The 17,015-nt window shown below is 49.7% G+C and carries 26 protein-coding genes (1 of these 26 only partly in view); 23 read left to right on the top strand and 3 right to left on the bottom strand.

Annotated features, from left to right (window positions below):
• The first annotated feature begins 14 nt into the window (after positions 1 to 14).
• The 19 genes from rplR (at position 15) to rpsI (ending at position 11,690) form a co-directional block, all read left to right on the top strand.
• Positions 15 to 377, top strand: a complete 363-nt coding sequence (rplR, locus tag T458_RS50305) for a 50S ribosomal protein L18 (RefSeq protein WP_023558727.1) — start codon at positions 15 to 17, stop codon at positions 375 to 377.
• Positions 378 to 395: 18 nt separating this feature from the next.
• Positions 396 to 893 carry a 30S ribosomal protein S5 gene (gene rpsE, locus T458_RS50300; protein ID WP_023558726.1) on the top strand — a complete coding sequence of 166 codons (498 nt, stop codon included), beginning with the start codon at positions 396 to 398 and terminating at the stop codon, positions 891 to 893.
• A gap of 16 nt (positions 894 to 909) precedes the next feature.
• On the top strand, positions 910 to 1,095 hold the full coding sequence (gene rpmD / locus T458_RS50295; RefSeq protein ID WP_023558725.1) for a 50S ribosomal protein L30: 186 nt from the start codon (positions 910 to 912) through the stop codon (positions 1,093 to 1,095).
• 32 nt (positions 1,096 to 1,127) lie between these two features.
• Positions 1,128 to 1,568 (top strand): 50S ribosomal protein L15, encoded by a 441-nt coding sequence (gene rplO / locus T458_RS50290; protein WP_023558724.1) that lies wholly within the window; start codon positions 1,128 to 1,130, stop codon positions 1,566 to 1,568.
• Positions 1,568 to 2,863: a preprotein translocase subunit SecY gene (gene secY, locus T458_RS50285; protein ID WP_023558723.1), complete on the top strand. Its 1,296-nt coding sequence runs from the start codon at positions 1,568 to 1,570 to the stop codon at positions 2,861 to 2,863. Before rplO ends, secY begins: the two co-directional genes overlap by 1 nt.
• Positions 2,864 to 2,925: 62 nt before the next feature.
• The gene (locus tag T458_RS50280) at positions 2,926 to 3,570 is read left to right on the top strand and encodes an adenylate kinase (protein ID WP_023558722.1); all 645 of its coding nucleotides are present in this window, start codon (positions 2,926 to 2,928) and stop codon (positions 3,568 to 3,570) included.
• Positions 3,571 to 3,574: 4 nt separating this feature from the next.
• The gene (map, locus tag T458_RS50275; RefSeq protein ID WP_023558721.1) at positions 3,575 to 4,321 is read left to right on the top strand and encodes a type I methionyl aminopeptidase; all 747 of its coding nucleotides are present in this window, start codon (positions 3,575 to 3,577) and stop codon (positions 4,319 to 4,321) included.
• Between the two features lie 117 nt (positions 4,322 to 4,438).
• A complete protein-coding gene (gene infA / locus T458_RS50270) occupies positions 4,439 to 4,657 on the top strand; it encodes a translation initiation factor IF-1 (RefSeq protein WP_023558720.1) in 219 nt (72 codons plus the stop codon).
• A 34-nt stretch (positions 4,658 to 4,691) separates the two neighbouring features.
• Positions 4,692 to 4,805, top strand: coding sequence for a 50S ribosomal protein L36 (rpmJ, locus tag T458_RS50265; protein WP_003333770.1), 114 nt, complete (start codon positions 4,692 to 4,694; stop codon positions 4,803 to 4,805).
• Positions 4,806 to 4,826: 21 nt separating this feature from the next.
• Entirely contained in the window at positions 4,827 to 5,195 is a 369-nt protein-coding gene (gene rpsM / locus T458_RS50260) for a 30S ribosomal protein S13 (RefSeq protein WP_023558719.1), read from the top strand.
• 16 nt (positions 5,196 to 5,211) lie between these two features.
• The gene (gene rpsK / locus T458_RS50255; protein ID WP_023558718.1) at positions 5,212 to 5,610 is read left to right on the top strand and encodes a 30S ribosomal protein S11; all 399 of its coding nucleotides are present in this window, start codon (positions 5,212 to 5,214) and stop codon (positions 5,608 to 5,610) included.
• Positions 5,611 to 5,767: 157 nt separating this feature from the next.
• On the top strand, positions 5,768 to 6,712 hold the full coding sequence (locus T458_RS50250; protein ID WP_023558717.1) for a DNA-directed RNA polymerase subunit alpha: 945 nt from the start codon (positions 5,768 to 5,770) through the stop codon (positions 6,710 to 6,712).
• Positions 6,713 to 6,842: 130 nt separating this feature from the next.
• On the top strand, positions 6,843 to 7,202 hold the full coding sequence (gene rplQ, locus T458_RS50245; RefSeq protein ID WP_023558716.1) for a 50S ribosomal protein L17: 360 nt from the start codon (positions 6,843 to 6,845) through the stop codon (positions 7,200 to 7,202).
• A gap of 164 nt (positions 7,203 to 7,366) precedes the next feature.
• A complete protein-coding gene (locus T458_RS50240; protein WP_023558715.1) occupies positions 7,367 to 8,218 on the top strand; it encodes an energy-coupling factor transporter ATPase in 852 nt (283 codons plus the stop codon).
• A complete protein-coding gene (locus T458_RS50235; RefSeq protein ID WP_023558714.1) occupies positions 8,194 to 9,066 on the top strand; it encodes an energy-coupling factor transporter ATPase in 873 nt (290 codons plus the stop codon). The genes T458_RS50240 and T458_RS50235 overlap by 25 nt, the downstream gene beginning before the upstream one ends.
• A gap of 3 nt (positions 9,067 to 9,069) precedes the next feature.
• Positions 9,070 to 9,867: an energy-coupling factor transporter transmembrane component T family protein gene (locus T458_RS50230; RefSeq protein ID WP_023558713.1), complete on the top strand. Its 798-nt coding sequence runs from the start codon at positions 9,070 to 9,072 to the stop codon at positions 9,865 to 9,867.
• Positions 9,864 to 10,619: a tRNA pseudouridine(38-40) synthase TruA gene (gene truA / locus T458_RS50225; RefSeq protein WP_023558712.1), complete on the top strand. Its 756-nt coding sequence runs from the start codon at positions 9,864 to 9,866 to the stop codon at positions 10,617 to 10,619. The genes T458_RS50230 and truA overlap by 4 nt, the downstream gene beginning before the upstream one ends.
• A gap of 220 nt (positions 10,620 to 10,839) precedes the next feature.
• Positions 10,840 to 11,277 (top strand): 50S ribosomal protein L13, encoded by a 438-nt coding sequence (rplM, locus tag T458_RS50220; protein ID WP_023558711.1) that lies wholly within the window; start codon positions 10,840 to 10,842, stop codon positions 11,275 to 11,277.
• Positions 11,278 to 11,297: 20 nt separating this feature from the next.
• Positions 11,298 to 11,690 carry a 30S ribosomal protein S9 gene (rpsI, locus tag T458_RS50215; protein WP_005828788.1) on the top strand — a complete coding sequence of 131 codons (393 nt, stop codon included), beginning with the start codon at positions 11,298 to 11,300 and terminating at the stop codon, positions 11,688 to 11,690.
• A 66-nt stretch (positions 11,691 to 11,756) separates the two neighbouring features.
• On the opposite strand, the gene T458_RS50210 is transcribed toward rpsI, so the two are convergent.
• Positions 11,757 to 12,566 (bottom strand): methyltransferase domain-containing protein, encoded by an 810-nt coding sequence (locus T458_RS50210; protein WP_023558710.1) that lies wholly within the window; start codon positions 12,564 to 12,566, stop codon positions 11,757 to 11,759.
• Between the two features lie 133 nt (positions 12,567 to 12,699).
• Here T458_RS50210 and cwlD point away from each other — a divergent pair, with 133 nt between their 5' ends.
• On the top strand, positions 12,700 to 13,416 hold the full coding sequence (gene cwlD / locus T458_RS50205) for an N-acetylmuramoyl-L-alanine amidase CwlD (RefSeq protein WP_023558709.1): 717 nt from the start codon (positions 12,700 to 12,702) through the stop codon (positions 13,414 to 13,416).
• A gap of 111 nt (positions 13,417 to 13,527) precedes the next feature.
• Positions 13,528 to 14,625 (top strand): P-loop NTPase, encoded by a 1,098-nt coding sequence (locus T458_RS50200; RefSeq protein ID WP_023558708.1) that lies wholly within the window; start codon positions 13,528 to 13,530, stop codon positions 14,623 to 14,625.
• Positions 14,626 to 14,668: 43 nt separating this feature from the next.
• Here the strand turns inward: T458_RS50200 and gerD are convergent, their stop codons facing one another.
• A complete protein-coding gene (gene gerD, locus T458_RS50195) occupies positions 14,669 to 15,310 on the bottom strand; it encodes a spore germination lipoprotein GerD (RefSeq protein WP_023558707.1) in 642 nt (213 codons plus the stop codon).
• A gap of 127 nt (positions 15,311 to 15,437) precedes the next feature.
• On the opposite strand from gerD, the gene T458_RS50190 reads away from it, so the two are divergent.
• A complete protein-coding gene (locus tag T458_RS50190) occupies positions 15,438 to 16,025 on the top strand; it encodes a KinB-signaling pathway activation protein (RefSeq protein WP_023558706.1) in 588 nt (195 codons plus the stop codon).
• 26 nt (positions 16,026 to 16,051) lie between these two features.
• On the opposite strand, the gene pdaB is transcribed toward T458_RS50190, so the two are convergent.
• Entirely contained in the window at positions 16,052 to 16,825 is a 774-nt protein-coding gene (gene pdaB, locus T458_RS50185) for a polysaccharide deacetylase family sporulation protein PdaB (RefSeq protein ID WP_023558705.1), read from the bottom strand.
• Positions 16,826 to 16,950: 125 nt separating this feature from the next.
• Here pdaB and T458_RS50180 point away from each other — a divergent pair, with 125 nt between their 5' ends.
• Positions 16,951 to 17,015: the 5' portion of a stage II sporulation protein M gene (locus T458_RS50180; RefSeq protein ID WP_023558704.1), read on the top strand. The gene runs 589 nt beyond the window's last position; 65 of the gene's 654 nt are visible here — the first part of the coding sequence; its start codon is at positions 16,951 to 16,953; its stop codon lies off the right edge, out of view.

Below are 17,015 nucleotides of genomic sequence, written 5' to 3'. Positions count from 1 at the left end.
AAGGAGGCCGCTTAATGTTTACGAAAGCTGATAAAAACAAAGCACGGAAAAAACGTCACCTGCGTATTCGCAAACGGGTAATTGGTTCTGCTATCCGCCCTCGTCTGAACGTATTCCGTTCTTCGAAACACATCTATGCTCAACTGATTGACGATGCAACTGGCGTAACTTTGGCATCTGCATCTTCTTTGGATAAAGAGCTTGGCCTGAAAAACGGGGCTAATGTGGAAGCTGCTACGGCTGTTGGCACACTGATCGCTAAGCGTGCACAAGAAAAAGGTGCGACTGAAGTGATTTTTGACCGTGGTGGTTACATCTATCATGGACGTATTAAAGCACTGGCAGAAGCAGCTCGTGAAGCTGGTCTGCAATTCTAACAACAAGGAGGGTAAGGAATGCGTATCGACCCTAGCAAATTAGAGCTCGAAGAAAAAGTAGTCGCCGTTAACCGCGTAGCTAAGACGGTTAAAGGTGGACGTCGCATGAGCTTCAGCGCCCTGGTTGTTGTGGGTGACCGTAACGGACACGTTGGTGCCGGTATGGGGAAAGCTCAAGAAGTACCAGACGCGATTCGCAAAGCAATTGACGACGCGAAGAAAAAACTGATCCGCGTACCGATGAGAGGAACGACTCTTCCTCACGAAGTTCTCTGCCGTTTCGGTTCCGGTAAAGTACTCCTGAAGCCTGCAGCACCAGGTACTGGTGTTATCGCGGGCGGCCCTGTTCGTGCGGTACTCGAACTGGCAGGTGTAGGTGATATCCTGAGTAAGTCTCTTGGTTCCAACAATCCTATCAACATGGTCAACGCTACGCTGGAAGGCCTCGGCCGTCTGAAAACAGCGGAAGATGTCGCGAAACTGCGCGGTAAGACTGTTGACGAGTTGTTGGGTTAATAAGGAGGGAATGAACATGGCAAAATTGCAAATCACCCTCAAACGCAGCCTGATCGGTCGTACTGTCGATCAAAAAGATACGGTTAAAGCACTGGGTCTTCGCAAAATCAATTCGTCCGTGGTGAAAGAAGATAACGCTGCGATCCGCGGTATGGTTTTCAAAGTGAAGCACTTGGTTGAAGTGAAAGAAGTAGAAGCGTAAAAAGCATTTCAATCAGTTAGGAGGTGCAACGTATGAAATTGCACGAACTGCAACCTGCAGAAGGTTCTCGTCACACTCGTAAACGCATCGGTCGCGGTATCGGTAGCGGTACTGGTAAAACTGCTGGTAAAGGTCACAAAGGTCAAAATTCTCGTTCCGGTGGCGGCGTTCGCCTCGGTTTTGAGGGTGGACAAAATCCTTTGTTCCGTCGTCTGCCTAAACGCGGTTTCAACAACATCAACCGTAAAGAGTTCACAATTGTGAGCTTGGATGCGCTGAACCGTTTCGAGGAAGGCACTGTAGTAACACCTGAACTGCTCTTGGCAACCGGTGTTATCAGCGCACTCCGCGATGGTGTGAAGGTTCTTGCTAACGGCGAACTGACTGTGAAGCTGACCGTAAAAGCTCACAAGTTCTCTGGCGCAGCTGCTGAGAAGATCGCTCAAGTCGGTGGAACAACCGAGGTGATCTAATGTTAGCGTCCTTGACTAACATTTTTAAAATTGGCGACCTGCGTCGTAAGATCCTGTTTACACTTATGATGCTGGTAGTCTTTCGGATCGGGACCTTTATCCCTGTTCCTAATGTAAACGTCGAGTTGTTTCAGCAAAACACCAACCAATTGTTGGGATTGTTGAACACTTTCTCTGGTGGGGCTTTGCAAAACTTCTCGATTTTTGCAATGGGGATTATGCCTTACATCACAGCATCCATTATCATGCAGCTTCTTTCTATGGACGTAGTGCCCAAGCTTACGCAATGGGCGCGCGAAGGAGAAGTGGGCCGTCGCAAAATCGCTACGGTGACACGCTACTCCACGATTATTTTGGGGTTGATTCAATCCGTCGGGATGACGATCGGCTTCAACAATATGGCTCCTGGATTGCTGAATGATACATCGGTTGGCAGCTATGCACTCATTGCATTGACCTTGACGGCTGGTACGGCATTCATGATGTGGATGGGGGAACAGATTACCGAGAAGGGGATTGGGAACGGGATATCAATCCTGATCGTGGCTGGTATCGTGGCTCATATTCCAACCGGAATGGGTACGATCTACGCAACGCAGTTTGCAGATCCGTCTCAGAATCTTTTCTTCAGTATCGTAAAGGTCGTAATCATCCTCTTGGTGATCCTCGCCCTTATTGTCGGGGTTATCTTCATGCAGCAAGGTGTACGTAAGATTCCTGTGCAATATGCCAAGCGCGTTGTTGGTCGGAAAATGTATGGTGGTCAATCCACTCATATTCCATTGAAGATCAACTCTGCTGGTGTTATTCCAGTCATCTTCGCTGTTTCGCTCGTGATGTTCCCATCGACAATCGCTCAGTTCTGGGTAGATGCCTCCGGTACTGGCTTTGCCAACTGGATCTACCATAACTTCCAAGTGAATGAACCAATCGGAATGGCGTTGTACGCTATCCTGATCATTGGTTTCACGTATTTTTACACCTTTGTACAGATCAACCCTGTGCAAATGGCGGAAAACATGAGGAAGAATGGCGGTTACATCCCTGGTATTCGTCCTGGTAAAAACACCGAGGTGTACATTACACGTACGTTGAACCGTCTGACTCTGGCTGGCGCATTGTTCCTGATGGCGATCGCCATCTTGCCGTTTTTCTTCAGCAAGTTGGCCAATTTGCCGACGTCGATCTATATTGGTGGTACATCTCTCTTGATCGTCATCGGGGTTTCTCTCGATACGATGAAGCAGATCGAAAGCCAATTGATCAAGCGCCACTATCAAGGGTTCATCAAGTAATGTCTTGGTTTTTTTCGGAAAAGCCTCTGTAAGCTTTTCTTTATGGGACGGAGGGAATGGACGTGAATATAATTCTGATGGGGCTGCCTGGTGCCGGTAAAGGGACACAGGCAGAACGTATCGTTAAAGAGTTTGACATCCCGCACATTTCGACTGGCGACATGTTCCGAGCTGCGGTCAAAAATGAAACGCCGCTCGGACTCGAGGCCAAGTCTTTTATGGATAAAGGGCTGCTGGTTCCCGATGAAGTCGTAATCGGGATCGTGCGGGAAAGAGTCTCGATGGACGACTGCAAAAAGGGCTTTCTATTGGATGGATTCCCGCGCACCGTTCCTCAGGCTGAAGCGCTGACCGCTACCCTCGGGGAGCTGGGACGCGAAATCGATCACGTGATCAACATCAATGTTCGTCGGGAATCCCTGATTGAACGTTTGACAGGTCGCTGGATCTGCCCTGTATGTGGTGCTAGCTACCACACATTGTTTAATCCTCCAAAAGAGGCAGGCGTGTGTGACAAGGATGGCGGCAAGCTGTACCAGCGGGATGACGACAAGCCGGAAGTGGTTGCACAACGACTCGACGTCAACATCGCTCAAACTCAGCCGCTTATCGACTACTACACCAAACAGGAACTCCTGAGAAATATCGATGGAGAACAAGATATCCAGGTCGTGTTTGCACAGATCAAGTCTTTGTTGCGAGGGTAATCGAATGATCATCCTAAAGTCGAAAGCAGAACTTGAGGTTATGCGCGAAGCTGGTCGGATCGTAGCACTCACCCATCAAGAGCTGGCCAAGGCAATCAAGCCTGGTGTCACGACGAAGCAACTGGACGAACTAGCCGAGACCTTTATCAGAAGCATGGGAGCAATACCCTCGTTTAAAGGCTACGGTGGCTTTCCAGGAAGTATCTGTACTTCAGTCAATGAAGAACTCGTACACGGGATCCCAGGAAATCGGACGTTACAAGAAGGCGACATCATCAGCCTCGATATTGGTGCCCAATTTCAAGGCTTTCATGGAGACTCCGCTTGGACGTATCCGGTCGGCACGATTTCCTCAGAGAATCAGAGGTTGCTGCGAGTAACGGAGGAATCGTTGTTCAAGGGACTTGAGCAAGCGAAGCCAGGAGGCAGACTCTCCGATATCTCACATGCCATTCAGATTCATGCAGAAGCTGCCGGCTTCACACTCGTTCGCGAGTATGTGGGGCATGGGATTGGGCAAAACTTGCACGAGGATCCGCAGGTTCCCAACTACGGCCCTCCTAATCGGGGTCCACAGTTGAAACCAGGCATGGTGTTGGCAATTGAGCCAATGGTAAATGCCGGCGAACGTTATGTCCGCACATTGGAGGACAATTGGACGGTAGTAACAGTGGATCGGAAAACATGTGCTCATTTTGAACACACCATCGCGATTACGGAAGATGGCTATGAGATTTTTACACGAACGTAAACGAGGGTTTCGGTTTTCTCCGAGATTGTCGTCCAACGTGTCGACGATAAGTTCGTTGTGTGATCATTTCGCAAAACTCATGGTCCGACTGAAGCGCAGAAGAAAGGAGAGTTTACTATGGCAAAAGACGATGTTATTGAGGTGGAAGGAACAGTTATTGAACCTTTGCCCAACGCAATGTTTCGGGTAGAATTAGAGAATGGACACAAGATCCTTGCTCATGTCTCTGGCAAGATTCGCATGCACTTTATTCGTATCCTGCCTGGGGATAAGGTAACTGTTGAACTGTCGCCGTACGACTTAACCCGCGGACGTATTACGTACCGCTATAAATAATAAGTGAAACCCCTAGAAAAGGGAGGCAAGAACCATGAAAGTGAGACCTTCGGTTAAACCGATCTGCGAGAAATGCAAGGTTATCCGTCGTAAAGGCAACGTTATGGTTATTTGTGAAAATCCTAAGCATAAGCAAAAACAAGGGTAAACAAGGAGGTGCTTTTTACACATGGCACGTATTGCTGGCGTTGACTTGCCCCGCGAGAAACGCGTGGAAGTCGCTCTTACCTACATCTTTGGTATTGGCCGCCCCACGTCTCAAAAAATTCTGGCTGCCACTGGCGTAGATGTAAACACTCGCGTCCGTGATCTGACAGAAGACGAGGTAGCTAAACTGCGTGAGTACATCGACAAATCCGTGAAGGTGGAAGGCGATCTCCGTCGTGAGATCTCCCTGAACATCAAACGTTTGATGGAAATCGGTTGCTTCCGTGGTATCCGTCACCGTCGTGGACTCCCTGTTCGCGGCCAACGTTCCAAAACAAATGCTCGTACGCGCAAAGGTCCTCGTCGTACAGTAGCGAACAAGAAGAAGTAAAGGAGGGTAAACTGACATGGCGAAAAGAAAACAAGCAGCTACACGTACCCGTCGTCGCGACCGTAAAAATGTTGAAGTTGGCGTAGCGCATATCCGCTCTACTTTCAACAACACCATCGTTACGATCACTGACCCACATGGTAACGCAATCTCTTGGTCCAGCGCTGGTTCCCTCGGCTTCAAAGGCTCTCGCAAAAGCACTCCATTTGCAGCGCAAATGGCTGCTGAAGCGGCAGCACGCGTAGCGATGGAACATGGCATGCGCTCTCTGGAAGTATCGGTAAAAGGCCCAGGTGCTGGTCGTGAAGCAGCGATCCGTTCCCTGCAAGCTGCCGGTCTCGAAGTGAATATGATCAAAGACGTGACACCGATTCCGCACAACGGTTGCCGTCCACCAAAACGTCGCCGCGTGTAACTGGTTTATATCGTTCAGAACATGTCCATACTAGAATGGTAAATTCTGATTTATTTGCTCGTCATGCACGCAAACGGTAAACCGCCGGGGAAATTCCTGAGTGGGCACGTATGCGGCCCACCCAAGAATTTCGACGTTTTGAAGGAGGGTTTGTTTAATGATAGAAATAGAAAAACCAAAAATCGAGGTTGTGGAAGTAAGCGACGACAACTCGTACGGAAAATTCGTAGTGGAACCTCTTGAGCGCGGTTATGGAACTACTCTTGGCAACTCTCTGAGACGGATTCTCCTCTCTTCGTTGCCAGGTGCGGCAGTTCGTACCGTGCAAATTGATGGTGTTCTGCACGAATTCTCGACTGTTGAAGGCGTCGTTGAAGATGTGACCGAGATCATCCTGAATATCAAAGGCCTCGCTCTGAAGATCCATTCCGATGAAGAAAAAATCATCGAAATCGATGCGGAAGGCGAGGGCATCGTCAAGGCGGGAGATATCCGTGCTGACAGCGATGTGGAGATCTTGAACCCTGATCTTCATATTGCTACGTTGGCGAATGGCGGACGACTACACATTCGTATGACAGCAGGCCGTGGTCGTGGATATGTTCAAGCAGACGGAAACAAATCGGAGGATTTGCCTATTGGCGTGATTCCGATTGATTCCATCTACACGCCAATCAAACGTGTGAACTATCAAGTCGAAAATACCCGTGTCGGGCAAATGACGAACTATGATAAGTTGACGCTTGAGGTATGGGCAAACGGCAGCATCAGTCCGGAAGAAGCCGTAAGTCTTGGCGCCAAAATCATGACAGAGCATCTGAACTTGTTTGTCGGTCTGACAGATGAAGCGAAAGATGCTGAAATCATGGTTGAGAAGGAAGAGGACAAGAAAGAGAAAGTCTTGGAGATGACCATCGAAGAGCTGGATCTTTCCGTTCGTTCCTACAACTGCCTGAAGCGTGCAGGGATCAACACCGTGCAAGAGCTGACGCAGAAAACCGAAGAAGATATGATGAAAGTGCGCAATCTGGGTCGCAAATCCCTGGAAGAGGTGCAAGAGAAGCTGGCTGAGCTCGGTTTGTCTTTGCGCAGCGACGACTAGGGTATCGAAGCCCAAGGCCACCATTTGTTCTTCGGGATCCCTTTAAGGGAACTACAGATCTGGTTTTGCCTACGTGGATGCACCGAAGTATCTGCGTGGCATAGTCAGCGTGATAAGGGAGGTTAAGAACATGGCATACCGTAAATTGGGTCGTCGCAGTGCGGCGCGTAAAGCGTTGTTCCGCGACTTGGTAACGGACCTGATCATTCACGAGCGCATTGAAACGACCGAGATGAAGGCAAAAGAACTGCGCCCAATCGCTGAGCAAATGATTACGCTGGCGAAGCGTGGAGATCTGCATGCTCGTCGTCAAGTAGCTGCTTTTGTACGCAAAGAAGTAGCGAACGCTGAAGGTCGCGATGCTGTACAAAAACTGTTTGATGAAATCGCGCCTCGTTTCAAAGAGCGCAACGGTGGATACACTCGTATCCTGAAAACCGGTCCTCGTCGTGGGGATGCAGCTCCTATGGCATTCATCGAGCTGGTGTAATAGATGGTAAAAATGGTCGTTTGACCGAGGGCACGGGATTCTATCTCTGACCTGGTAAACTACCGCGAAAAGGGTGGGGGCAGATCTGGTCATAGGCTGGACTCTGCTTCAACTCTTTTTTCTTTATTGCCAGGATGGATGAGGTTGAGGGATGTGACTGACCCATGAACGAGGAGAACCTGCTGACGTTTCGAAATGTCGCTTTTTCCTATGATGGAGAAGAAGGCCAACGGGTAGAAGTATTAAAGGGAGTCGATTTGACGATTGCCAAGGGATCGTTCGTATCCGTATTGGGGCATAACGGTTCCGGAAAGTCGACTCTCGCGAAATTGATGAACGCGTTGCTCCTTCCCGAAAGCGGAACGATTCTGGTCAGTGGTGCCGATACCAGGAATGGAGAAATGATTTGGGAGATTCGCCGTCATGTGGGAATGGTTTTCCAGAACCCGGATAATCAGATTGTCGGGGCGACCGTTGAGGATGACGTTGCCTTTGGCCTTGAAAATATGGGGGTAGATCCCCAGGAGATGCGCAAGCGCATTGATGAGGCCCTGCACTCTGTCGGAATGGAGAACTACACGCTGGCTCAACCCTATCGGTTGTCAGGCGGACAAAAGCAGCGAGTAGCGATAGCTGGCATCATGGCGATGCGTCCTTCTGTTATTATATTGGACGAAGCTACCGCCATGCTCGACCCTCAGGGCCGTCAGGAAGTCATGCACCTGGCGAAAAAACTGAATCGGGAAGAAGGCATTACCATCGTCAATATCACGCATTTTCCCGAAGAAGCGGTCGATTCAGACAGAGTAATCGTGATGAATCGCGGAGAGGTCCTCATGGACGGGCAGCCTGGTGAAGTTTTTTCACAGGTAGAGCGGCTGCAGGAGGCTGGCTTGGATGTGCCTTTCACGGTACGTGTCCGTCATGAACTGGTGGCCAAGGGGTACGATCTCCCGTTTGGACTGCATCAAGAGGAGCTGGTGGAGCACCTATGCAGATTACTTTTGACCAAGTAAGCCATCTGTATGGCAAGGGAACGCCATTTGAACGGCTTGCCTTGAAAAATATATCGCTGAAGATACCATCTGGTGCTTTCGTAGGGATTATCGGACAAACCGGTTCGGGGAAGTCTACGTTGATCCAGCATCTCAATGGGCTGCTCTCTCCGACCTCTGGAGAGATCACGATTGGGGATGTTGTCATCACTCCGACGAAACGCATTCCCCCTGCCAAACGCAAGGATATCGGTCTTGTCTTCCAGTATCCGGAGCACCAATTGTTTGAGGAGACGGTCGCCAAAGACGTATGCTTTGGTCCCCTCAACTTCGAGTTGCCCGAAAGCATGGCTGAGTCTCGGGCGCGCGAAGCGTTGGAGCTTGTCGGATTGGACTACGAAGCGATCAAGGACAGATCTCCCTTTCAACTGAGCGGCGGACAGATGCGGCGTGTAGCGATCGCTGGCGTACTGGCGATGCAACCCAAGGTGCTTGTCTTGGATGAGCCTACGGCAGGTCTCGATCCTGCTGGTCGCAAGGCAATTCTGGAAGGGATTCACCGGATTCACCGAGAGCAGAACCTGACGACCTTGCTGGTCACACATAGTATGGAGGAAGCTGCGCGTTATGCGGATCTCATGCTGGTGCTGGCTGGGGGAGAAGTGGTGATGCAGGGCAGACCCGAGGAAGTTTTCCAACAGGCTGATAGGCTCCGGGACTTGTCCCTCGACGTGCCGCAAACCGTTTCCTTCATCTCGCGAATCAATCAATTGCTGCCGGACACAGCTCGCCTCCCTGCTACCCTGTATCGGGAAGAGGAGCTGATCGCTCATGTGTTGAAACGACTGTCCGTGCCGAAGGAGTGCTAGGGCATGCTGCAGAATATTGCTATCGGTCAATATGTGCCGGGACGTTCGTTTCTCCATCTGGCGGATCCGCGGAGCAAGCTGCTGTTTATCGTTATGTTTGCCACATTGGTATTTTTGGCGAACAATTCGATTACCTATTCGATCCTCATAGCATTTACTGTTTTTTCCATTCTACTTTCCCGGCTTTCTCTTTCCTATATCCTGAAAAGCCTGAAGCCGGTCTGGCTGTTGATCCTCTTTACCGTCGTACTCCATATTTTCATTACCAAAGGGGGAACCGTCTACTATCAGCTAGGCAGTTTCACCGTTGAGGAGCAAGGGGTGCGGCAAGCCATCTTTATCTCCATACGTCTCGGTCTTCTTATTCTTTTTAGTTCTTTGCTGACGTTGACGACTTCACCGATGGATCTGACAGAGGGCCTGGAGCGTTTGCTCGGACCATTTGGCCGAATCGGTGTTCCTGTCCATGAGATCGCATTGATGATGTCGATTGCCTTGCGCTTCATCCCAACGCTGATGGAGGAGACGGACAAGATCATCAAGGCTCAGTCAGCGAGAGGAGCCGATTTTACCAGCGGGAATCTGGTACGCAGAGCGAAAAATCTGATCCCGATCGCGATTCCGCTGTTTGTCAGCGCGTTTCGGCGTGCTGAGGAGCTCGCCATGGCGATGGAGGCCCGGGGATACCGTGGTGGTGTCGGCAGGACGCGCCTGAACAAGCTGCGTTTTTCATGGCGCGACAGCTTGATCGCGGTGGCAGCCGTATTGCTGATCCTTGCAATCGGGTGGTGGCGTACATGAGGCGGCTCAAATGCATCGTTGCCTATGACGGGACCGACTACAGCGGATTTCAGGTCCAGCCGGATCAGATCACGATCCAGGGGGAGATTGAGGCTGCCCTCGAACGAGTAACCGGGGAAAAGATCCAGATCTTCGGGTCAGGGCGGACGGACGCCGGAGTGCATGCGCGCGGTCAGGTGATTCACTTTGACACAGCGAGCCATATCCCTCTGGACAAATGGCGTTTTGTGTTGAATAACCAACTGCCCGACGCGATTGTGATTCGTTCTGTCGAAGAGGCAGAGGCGTCCTTTCACGCGCGGTTCGACGTCCGGGTAAAAGAGTATCGCTACTGCATCGACAATGACCCGGTAGCGGACGTGTTTCGCCATCGGTATGCCGACCATATTCGCTATCCGCTTGATGTGGAGGCGATGCAGCAGGCGGCTTCGCATCTGGTGGGGGAGCATGACTTTACCTCTTTTTGTTCGGCCAAGACCTTTGTCGAGGACAAGGTGCGCACCGTCTATCACTTATCCGTGGACCGACGTGGTCATGAGGTGTGGGTGACTTGCCGCGGCAACGGTTTTCTATACAACATGGTTCGCATTATCGTCGGGACATTGGTGGAGGTCGGACAGGGAAAAAGAGACCCGCAGGAGGTAAAAGAGATTCTGGCGGCATGTGATCGGGAGCGAGCTGGAAAAACAGCGCCAGCCAAGGGTTTGACGATGTGGGAAGTCTTCTATGATGGACAGATTTCCAAAGATTAGCCTTGGAGATGGCACTTGACTCTGACACCTCTATGTAGTACGATATTCCTTGGTATTTTAACCCCGCCTAGCCCCACTCTAGCCCCGGGAATTAAAATGACAAGATCGTATTTATATGGAACACCTGGAGAAGTTGCTCACCCGTTACAGTTTGCAATTTTCTCTTTTGAATGTTTGGTTATAGCATTTGCGTTAGGCAAGATATTTAGGAGGGACAAACATGCGTACCACATATATGGCGAAACCGCTCGAAGTAGAGCGCAAATGGTACATCGTTGACGCAGAAGGTCAAACGCTGGGCCGTCTGGCTAGCGAAGTAGCTTCGATTCTGCGCGGTAAACTGAAACCAGAATTCACTCCTCACGTTGATGCTGGCGATTTCGTAATCGTCATCAACGCTGACAAAGTGAAATTGACTGGTAACAAACTGCAAGACAAAATTTACTACACTCACTCCCTGTATCCAGGTGGTTTGAAAAAGACAACTGCTGGCGACATGTTGAACAAAAAGCCAGAGCGTATGTTCGAACTCGCTGTAAAAGGTATGCTGCCTAAAAACAGCCTGGGACGTCAAATGTTCACCAAGCTGAAAGTATACGCTGGAACTGAGCATCCACATGCAGCACAAAAACCAGAAGCTTGGCAAATCCGCGGTTAAGGTAAAGGGAGGAAATATACGTGGCACAAGTACAATACTACGGTACAGGTCGTCGTAAGCACTCCGTAGCACGTGTTCGCCTGGTTCCAGGTGAAGGTCGCATCGTGATCAACAAACGTGAAATGGATACTTACTTTGGTTTGGAAACGCTGAAATTGATCGTGAAACAACCACTCGTTTTGACTGAAACACTGGGTCGCTACGATGTATTGGTTAACGTAAACGGTGGCGGAACCACTGGTCAAGCTGGTGCAATCCGTCATGGTGTAGCACGCGCTTTGTTGAAAGCAGATCCGGAATTGCGCGGCGCTCTGAAACGCGCTGGCTTCCTGACTCGCGATCCTCGTATGAAAGAGCGTAAAAAATACGGCTTGAAAGCTGCTCGTCGCGCGCCTCAATTCTCCAAGCGCTAATTGCTTGCCGACAAGTATGTTCGCCCCTGGCCTATATTGGTCAGGGGTTTTTACTCTTTTGAGCATTTACCTAGGTTTGATTCCTTCCACAGCTAGCATATACAGCGTTTGGGATTGTGCTGTGTTCTCCATCCAATCCAGATATTCCATTTCGGCCCGAGCTCGTTCACTCTCCGTTACATATCCATCCTGAACCATTTGTAACCCTCTGCTTGCGGCCACATCCGCCCAAATCCGGATACGTGAAAGAAAATCCGCATCGGTTCTGTTTGCTGTCTCGTGTTGAGATGTAATCGATACGTCGTCGAGACCTATGCTGTGAAAGAGTGCTGGAAGATGATCTGCAATCGCATTATCCATGCCGGCATCCGAACGCCATTGTAAAAAGGCGGAGTAAAACAATTTCATACTGGGCGGGGGTTCAGGTTCCCAAGCTATTTTTTCGTGGTTGTAGTCCAGAATGAGGATGCAGCCTCCTGGTTTGGTGGAAGCTTTCAGCATGTGTAATGCCTCTTCTGGCCTGGATAGCCATTGCAGAACTCTTGCAGAGGTAACGATATCGAATTCTTCCTTGAAAGGGAGATTGAAAATATCAGCTGTCAGAAAGGATAACCCGGGAATGGCCTGATGAGTGTGGCTTGCCTTTTCTATGAGGGCTGGGTTGCTGTCTATACCTACGACACGTCCTGTCGATCCGACTATTTTTGCAATCCCGTGTGTAATCGCTCCGGTGCCGCAGCCGACATCCAGCACCGTGAGTCCTTCCGTCAGAAGCTCAGCCAGTCTTTTGTGGGAAGAATCCAATGTTCTTGCATCGAGCACATGAGTAGCCTTTCCTGAGAGCTCCGCCCTTTTTCGAGCCACCTTTGAGTCCATTCCTACCCCTCCCTTTTTTATTCTCTTATTTTATACAATCGCGCAGGGAGATTTTCCTTTGTCCATGCCGTCATATTTGTCCACGTTTGTCCATAAGATGGAACGAGAATGGGACAAAAGGGGACGGTAGACAGTGACACGTAAAGGAATAGGCTGGATACTGGCTTTTGCTTTGTTAATGGTGTTGTTTACCTATGAAGCACCCGATCGCTCCTCATGGATGGCGTGGTCGCTGCCACTGGCCGGGACCGTGATCGCGATCGATCCGGGACATGGAGGAAAGGATGGAGGAGCGGTATCGGCTGATGGGGGCGTAGTGGAAAAAGAAGTAACACTGGCAATCAGCATGTATCTGCGGGACTTTCTTCAGCAATCGGGGGCGTATGTCATCATGACGAGAGAAGAGGACAAGGATTTGGCATCCCCGGAAGCGGATCAAAATCGCAGACGAAAGTCAGAGGATATACGAAATCGGGTCAAGTTTATCAATGAGCATGCTCCCGATTTTTTGGTCAGCATTCACGTAAATTCGATTCCATCCGCGAAATGGTCAGGAGCCCAGACCTTTTATGCACCTGCTTTCAAAAAGAGCCAGGAGATGTCTTATCTGATCCAGGATGAAATCAAACGTGTGATCGGCAATACCAACCGAGTGCCGAGCAAAACAGAGAAGGTGTTTTTAATCAGGGAGGTAACCTGTCCGGCGGTGCTGGTGGAGGTTGGATTTGTCAGCAACACCAAAGAAGCGGAGCAGCTGCGCTCCGTCGATTATCAAAAAGCCATGGCAAATGCAATTTATCAGGGAATCCTAAGACAGTACGCCGGGGAAAAAGCGCCAACTGCACCGTAAGTGGTGCTCCCCGGTGTTCCTGTGTTTCGAGTATGCTATAATGTACCCGCACGGCTTTCACACAGCGTAAAGAAGCAAAAAATGTGGTCAAGTATAGATGGGGGGATCAGAATGTTAACTAAGGAGAAGGTTCTCGAGGCATTGCGTGATGTAAAAGATCCTGAGATTAATCGCAGTCTGGTTGAACTGAATATGATTCGCGACATTCAGATCGAAGGGACTACGATCAGTCTTACGGTGGTATTAACCATTTCGGGATGTCCGTTGAAAGCAAAAATTGAAGATGATGTCGTCTCTGCCTTGAAGGCTCTGGGAGCGGAAGAGGTGAAGCTGCAGTTCGGGGCGATGACGGATGAAGAAAGAGCGGCACTCAGCGCGCAGCTGCGCGGAAATCAGACTCACAATATGACACCTGGAAAAACGCCATTGCTGAATCCAATTTTGGACAAGGATTCGGCGACAACCTTCATCGCGATTACGTCTGGAAAAGGCGGGGTTGGAAAATCCACCGTCACGGTGAACCTGGCAGTGGCTTTGGCGCGTCTGGGCAAGAAGGTCGGGATTATTGATGCTGACATCTACGGGTTCAGTGTGCCGGACATGATGAACATCGATCAGCGTCCGACAGTGATCGGCGAGACGATCCTGCCTGTGGAAAAGCAAAACGTGAAAGTCATGTCGATGGGCTTCTTCGTCGAGGACAACGCACCGGTGATCTGGCGTGGTCCGATGCTGGGCAAAATGCTTCGCAACTTTTTCACAGAAGTTCACTGGGGCGAAGAGCTGGACTATTTGTTGCTGGACTTGCCCCCAGGAACAGGAGATATGGCGTTGGATGTGCACACGATGATTCCGCAAAGCATGGAAATCGTCGTAACGACGCCTCATCCGACAGCTGCTTTTGTAGCGGCGCGGGCCGGAGCGATGGCCAAACGGACTGGTCACGAAATCCTGGGTGTCGTCGAGAATATGGCTTGGTACGAAGCGAAGGATGGCTCCAAAGAATATGTGTTCGGACGCGGTGGCGGTGCGAAGCTTGCTGAGACACTGACCTGTGACCTGCTGGCACAGATTCCTCTCGGACAGCCGGAAAATCACCCTTCTGAACCGGATTATTCCCCATCCGTCTACAAGCAGGACAGTCCGATTGGACAGATCTATCTCGACATGGCTAAGCGTGTCGCGCAGAAATGTGAGACACAAGCATAGGGATGGAAAAAAGGTGGGCTCGCGCAGAGCTCACCTTTTCTGTTTATTGAGACCCGCCGCCTTCTCCTCCTCCGCCGTGGCTACCACTGCCACCGCCGCCTTGTCCTTTTTTCTTGGACTTCAATTCCTTTGGCTTGGTCATTTCTTCGGATACCTTGGTCATAAGCTGCATTAATTCAGCTTGAAATAATGGGCTTTGCAGGGATTCCTTCATGATCGTCATGGTTTGCTGGCGATAGGCGGAGCTTTTCATCAAATCCATCAGGTTTTTTTCAAACTCCGGATCTTTCATGACTGTGACTAAGTCTTTTTGATACTCAGGGTCCTTCATCAGGTCCTTCATCAGTTTTTTTTGCTCATCTTTCATTGACTTGGCCAGCGTACTGGCGAATTTGGGGTCTTTAAAAGCCTCTTTAATGTGAGGACTGCTGGGGTTGGTCATGCTTTGGATCAGCGTAGTGCGTACCGTGGATTCATCCAACATGATGTTCTGCTTGAACTTTTCGTCCTTCATCATCTTTTCCACGGATTTTTTGGCTTCTTCCGTCTGCAATATGTCCAGCACCATGTCTTTCATGCTTTTGTAATCTGGCTGAGACGAACTTTGCCCTTGTCCGCTTGCGCAGCTCGAGAGAAGCAGACAGGCGATTAACAGCAGCCAAGCAGGGAAAGCCATTTTCTTCATGGGGTGGACACCTCCTTCTTTAACTTTCGCCTATGAGTAACGTGCGCATTTTGTTTTGTTCTTACGCTAGTATTTTCTTTCTTGCATTGGTACAATCATAAGCGAATGTGGATTGGAGGGGCTGTTGGTGAGTTTACGCAAATATGGCTGGCTGTTTATTACTACCTTGCTGCTTGGCGGGCTGGGTGGAATTCTGGTCGCCATTATTTTTGATTGGGCCAAAATGACGGAAGGGGATATGGGCAATTTTTTTATGGGAATGCTCATGTACCTGTTGTATGGCATGACGATTAGTATCGTTTCCCAAATGGGCTTCTTTGCCTATATGACGATTAATTATTTTGCAAAAACGATTATTCGCTCTGCATCATTATGGCGGAGCATTCAGATTTTCCTCGTTTTGTTTGCCTTTTTTGATATGGTTTACCTGCGCTATAATTCACTGGGTAATGGTGGCTCGGTACTCCCGTTCTTTTTTGAACCAACGATGCTCTTGATCGTAGCAGTTGCTACCGCCTATGGAAAAGTGAGTGTTACGAATCGGAATGCGTTCGTTCCGACGCTGTTTTTTATGTTTGTGGCAACGGCAATGGAGTGGATTCCAGCGTTGAAAGAAATGGGTGTCCATGCGACGTTTTCCATGCTGGTTCCTTTATTATTCTGCAACGTATGGCAAGTGATGCAACTGCATCGAGTGTTAAAAACAGAAAGCTGACCCCATTTTGGAGGCCAGCTTTTTGCTTACTTAACTTCTTGGCTGTTTACTTGGGTCCCGGAGATCAATTCGGATACAGTGACAAATTCATACCCTTGTTTCCGGAGTTTGTCGATAATGACAGGCAGCGCCAAATGCGTCTCTTTGCTGGAATCGCTGGCATGCATCAAAACGATGTCACCAGGATGGGCTTTGGAGAGAACGTTGTTGACGATGACATCGGTGCCGGGATTCGTCCAATCCTGTGAGTCCGTGTCCCATTGGATGACGGTGTATCCCAGGCTGTTGGCAATCGTCAGAACGCGCTTGTCGATATCACCGTTGGGAAAACGGATCAGACTTGGTTTCTTGCCAGTCATTTCAGTGAGAATGGAGTCGGCCCGGCGAATTTGTGAACGAATCTCGTCATCGGAGTACTTGGTGTAGAATTCGTGTTTATGGCCGTGCGATCCGATTTCAAATCCGTCTTCCTTGATCCTCTTTACCGTGTCCTGTTGGCGCTGCACCCAGGAAGTAGAGAGGAAAAAGGAGGCTTTGACGTTCTTTTCCTTCAGGATATCGAGGATAGGTTCGGCTCGCGTCTCTCCCCAGCTGATGTCAAAGGTAAGGGCGATTTTCTTTTCCTTGGTGTCGACCTTATAGATGGCATGCGGCCCCTGTACCTGTTCCTGGGGTTGTTCGGAGAAGGCTGATAGGGTATCGCGTTCATGGTAACCGAGCACGACCGCCAACAAAAGCGTGGTGCCAACAATCAAAATTTGCTTCAGTCGTTGTGCACTGACGACGAAGATATATCTCATGGATAAGCACCTCCTTTGTCCGATATCAGTTTATGCGGATCAGACGAGGATATTCTTTGGTGGATCGACTATTGGTGAGGTAAAATGAATATAGTGGAATTATTGGGATATGGAGGAGCGTGCGTATGAAAGCGAATATACAGCGACTGTGGGAGGATCAGAGACGTTATTTCCTCATAGCTGCGTTGAT

Source organism: Brevibacillus panacihumi W25, from assembly GCF_000503775.1.
GTDB classification, from domain to species: Bacteria; Bacillota; Bacilli; order Brevibacillales; family Brevibacillaceae; genus Brevibacillus; species Brevibacillus panacihumi_A.
This window is presented reverse-complemented; position numbering and strand designations above follow the sequence as displayed.

Coding starts and splice junctions, on each gene's coding strand:
- rplR (WP_023558727.1), top strand. CDS start 15: ATGTTTACGAAAGCTGATAAAAACAAAGCACGGAAAAAACGTCACCTG.
- rpsE (WP_023558726.1), top strand. CDS start 396: ATGCGTATCGACCCTAGCAAATTAGAGCTCGAAGAAAAAGTAGTCGCC.
- rpmD (WP_023558725.1), top strand. CDS start 910: ATGGCAAAATTGCAAATCACCCTCAAACGCAGCCTGATCGGTCGTACT.
- rplO (WP_023558724.1), top strand. CDS start 1,128: ATGAAATTGCACGAACTGCAACCTGCAGAAGGTTCTCGTCACACTCGT.
- secY (WP_023558723.1), top strand. CDS start 1,568: ATGTTAGCGTCCTTGACTAACATTTTTAAAATTGGCGACCTGCGTCGT.
- map (WP_023558721.1), top strand. CDS start 3,575: ATGATCATCCTAAAGTCGAAAGCAGAACTTGAGGTTATGCGCGAAGCT.
- infA (WP_023558720.1), top strand. CDS start 4,439: ATGGCAAAAGACGATGTTATTGAGGTGGAAGGAACAGTTATTGAACCT.
- rpmJ (WP_003333770.1), top strand. CDS start 4,692: ATGAAAGTGAGACCTTCGGTTAAACCGATCTGCGAGAAATGCAAGGTT.
- rpsM (WP_023558719.1), top strand. CDS start 4,827: ATGGCACGTATTGCTGGCGTTGACTTGCCCCGCGAGAAACGCGTGGAA.
- rpsK (WP_023558718.1), top strand. CDS start 5,212: ATGGCGAAAAGAAAACAAGCAGCTACACGTACCCGTCGTCGCGACCGT.
- T458_RS50250 (WP_023558717.1), top strand. CDS start 5,768: ATGATAGAAATAGAAAAACCAAAAATCGAGGTTGTGGAAGTAAGCGAC.
- rplQ (WP_023558716.1), top strand. CDS start 6,843: ATGGCATACCGTAAATTGGGTCGTCGCAGTGCGGCGCGTAAAGCGTTG.
- T458_RS50240 (WP_023558715.1), top strand. CDS start 7,367: ATGAACGAGGAGAACCTGCTGACGTTTCGAAATGTCGCTTTTTCCTAT.
- T458_RS50235 (WP_023558714.1), top strand. CDS start 8,194: ATGCAGATTACTTTTGACCAAGTAAGCCATCTGTATGGCAAGGGAACG.
- T458_RS50230 (WP_023558713.1), top strand. CDS start 9,070: ATGCTGCAGAATATTGCTATCGGTCAATATGTGCCGGGACGTTCGTTT.
- truA (WP_023558712.1), top strand. CDS start 9,864: ATGAGGCGGCTCAAATGCATCGTTGCCTATGACGGGACCGACTACAGC.
- rplM (WP_023558711.1), top strand. CDS start 10,840: ATGCGTACCACATATATGGCGAAACCGCTCGAAGTAGAGCGCAAATGG.
- T458_RS50210 (WP_023558710.1), bottom strand. CDS start 12,566: ATGGACTCAAAGGTGGCTCGAAAAAGGGCGGAGCTCTCAGGAAAGGCT.
- T458_RS50200 (WP_023558708.1), top strand. CDS start 13,528: ATGTTAACTAAGGAGAAGGTTCTCGAGGCATTGCGTGATGTAAAAGAT.
- gerD (WP_023558707.1), bottom strand. CDS start 15,310: ATGAAGAAAATGGCTTTCCCTGCTTGGCTGCTGTTAATCGCCTGTCTG.
- pdaB (WP_023558705.1), bottom strand. CDS start 16,825: ATGAGATATATCTTCGTCGTCAGTGCACAACGACTGAAGCAAATTTTG.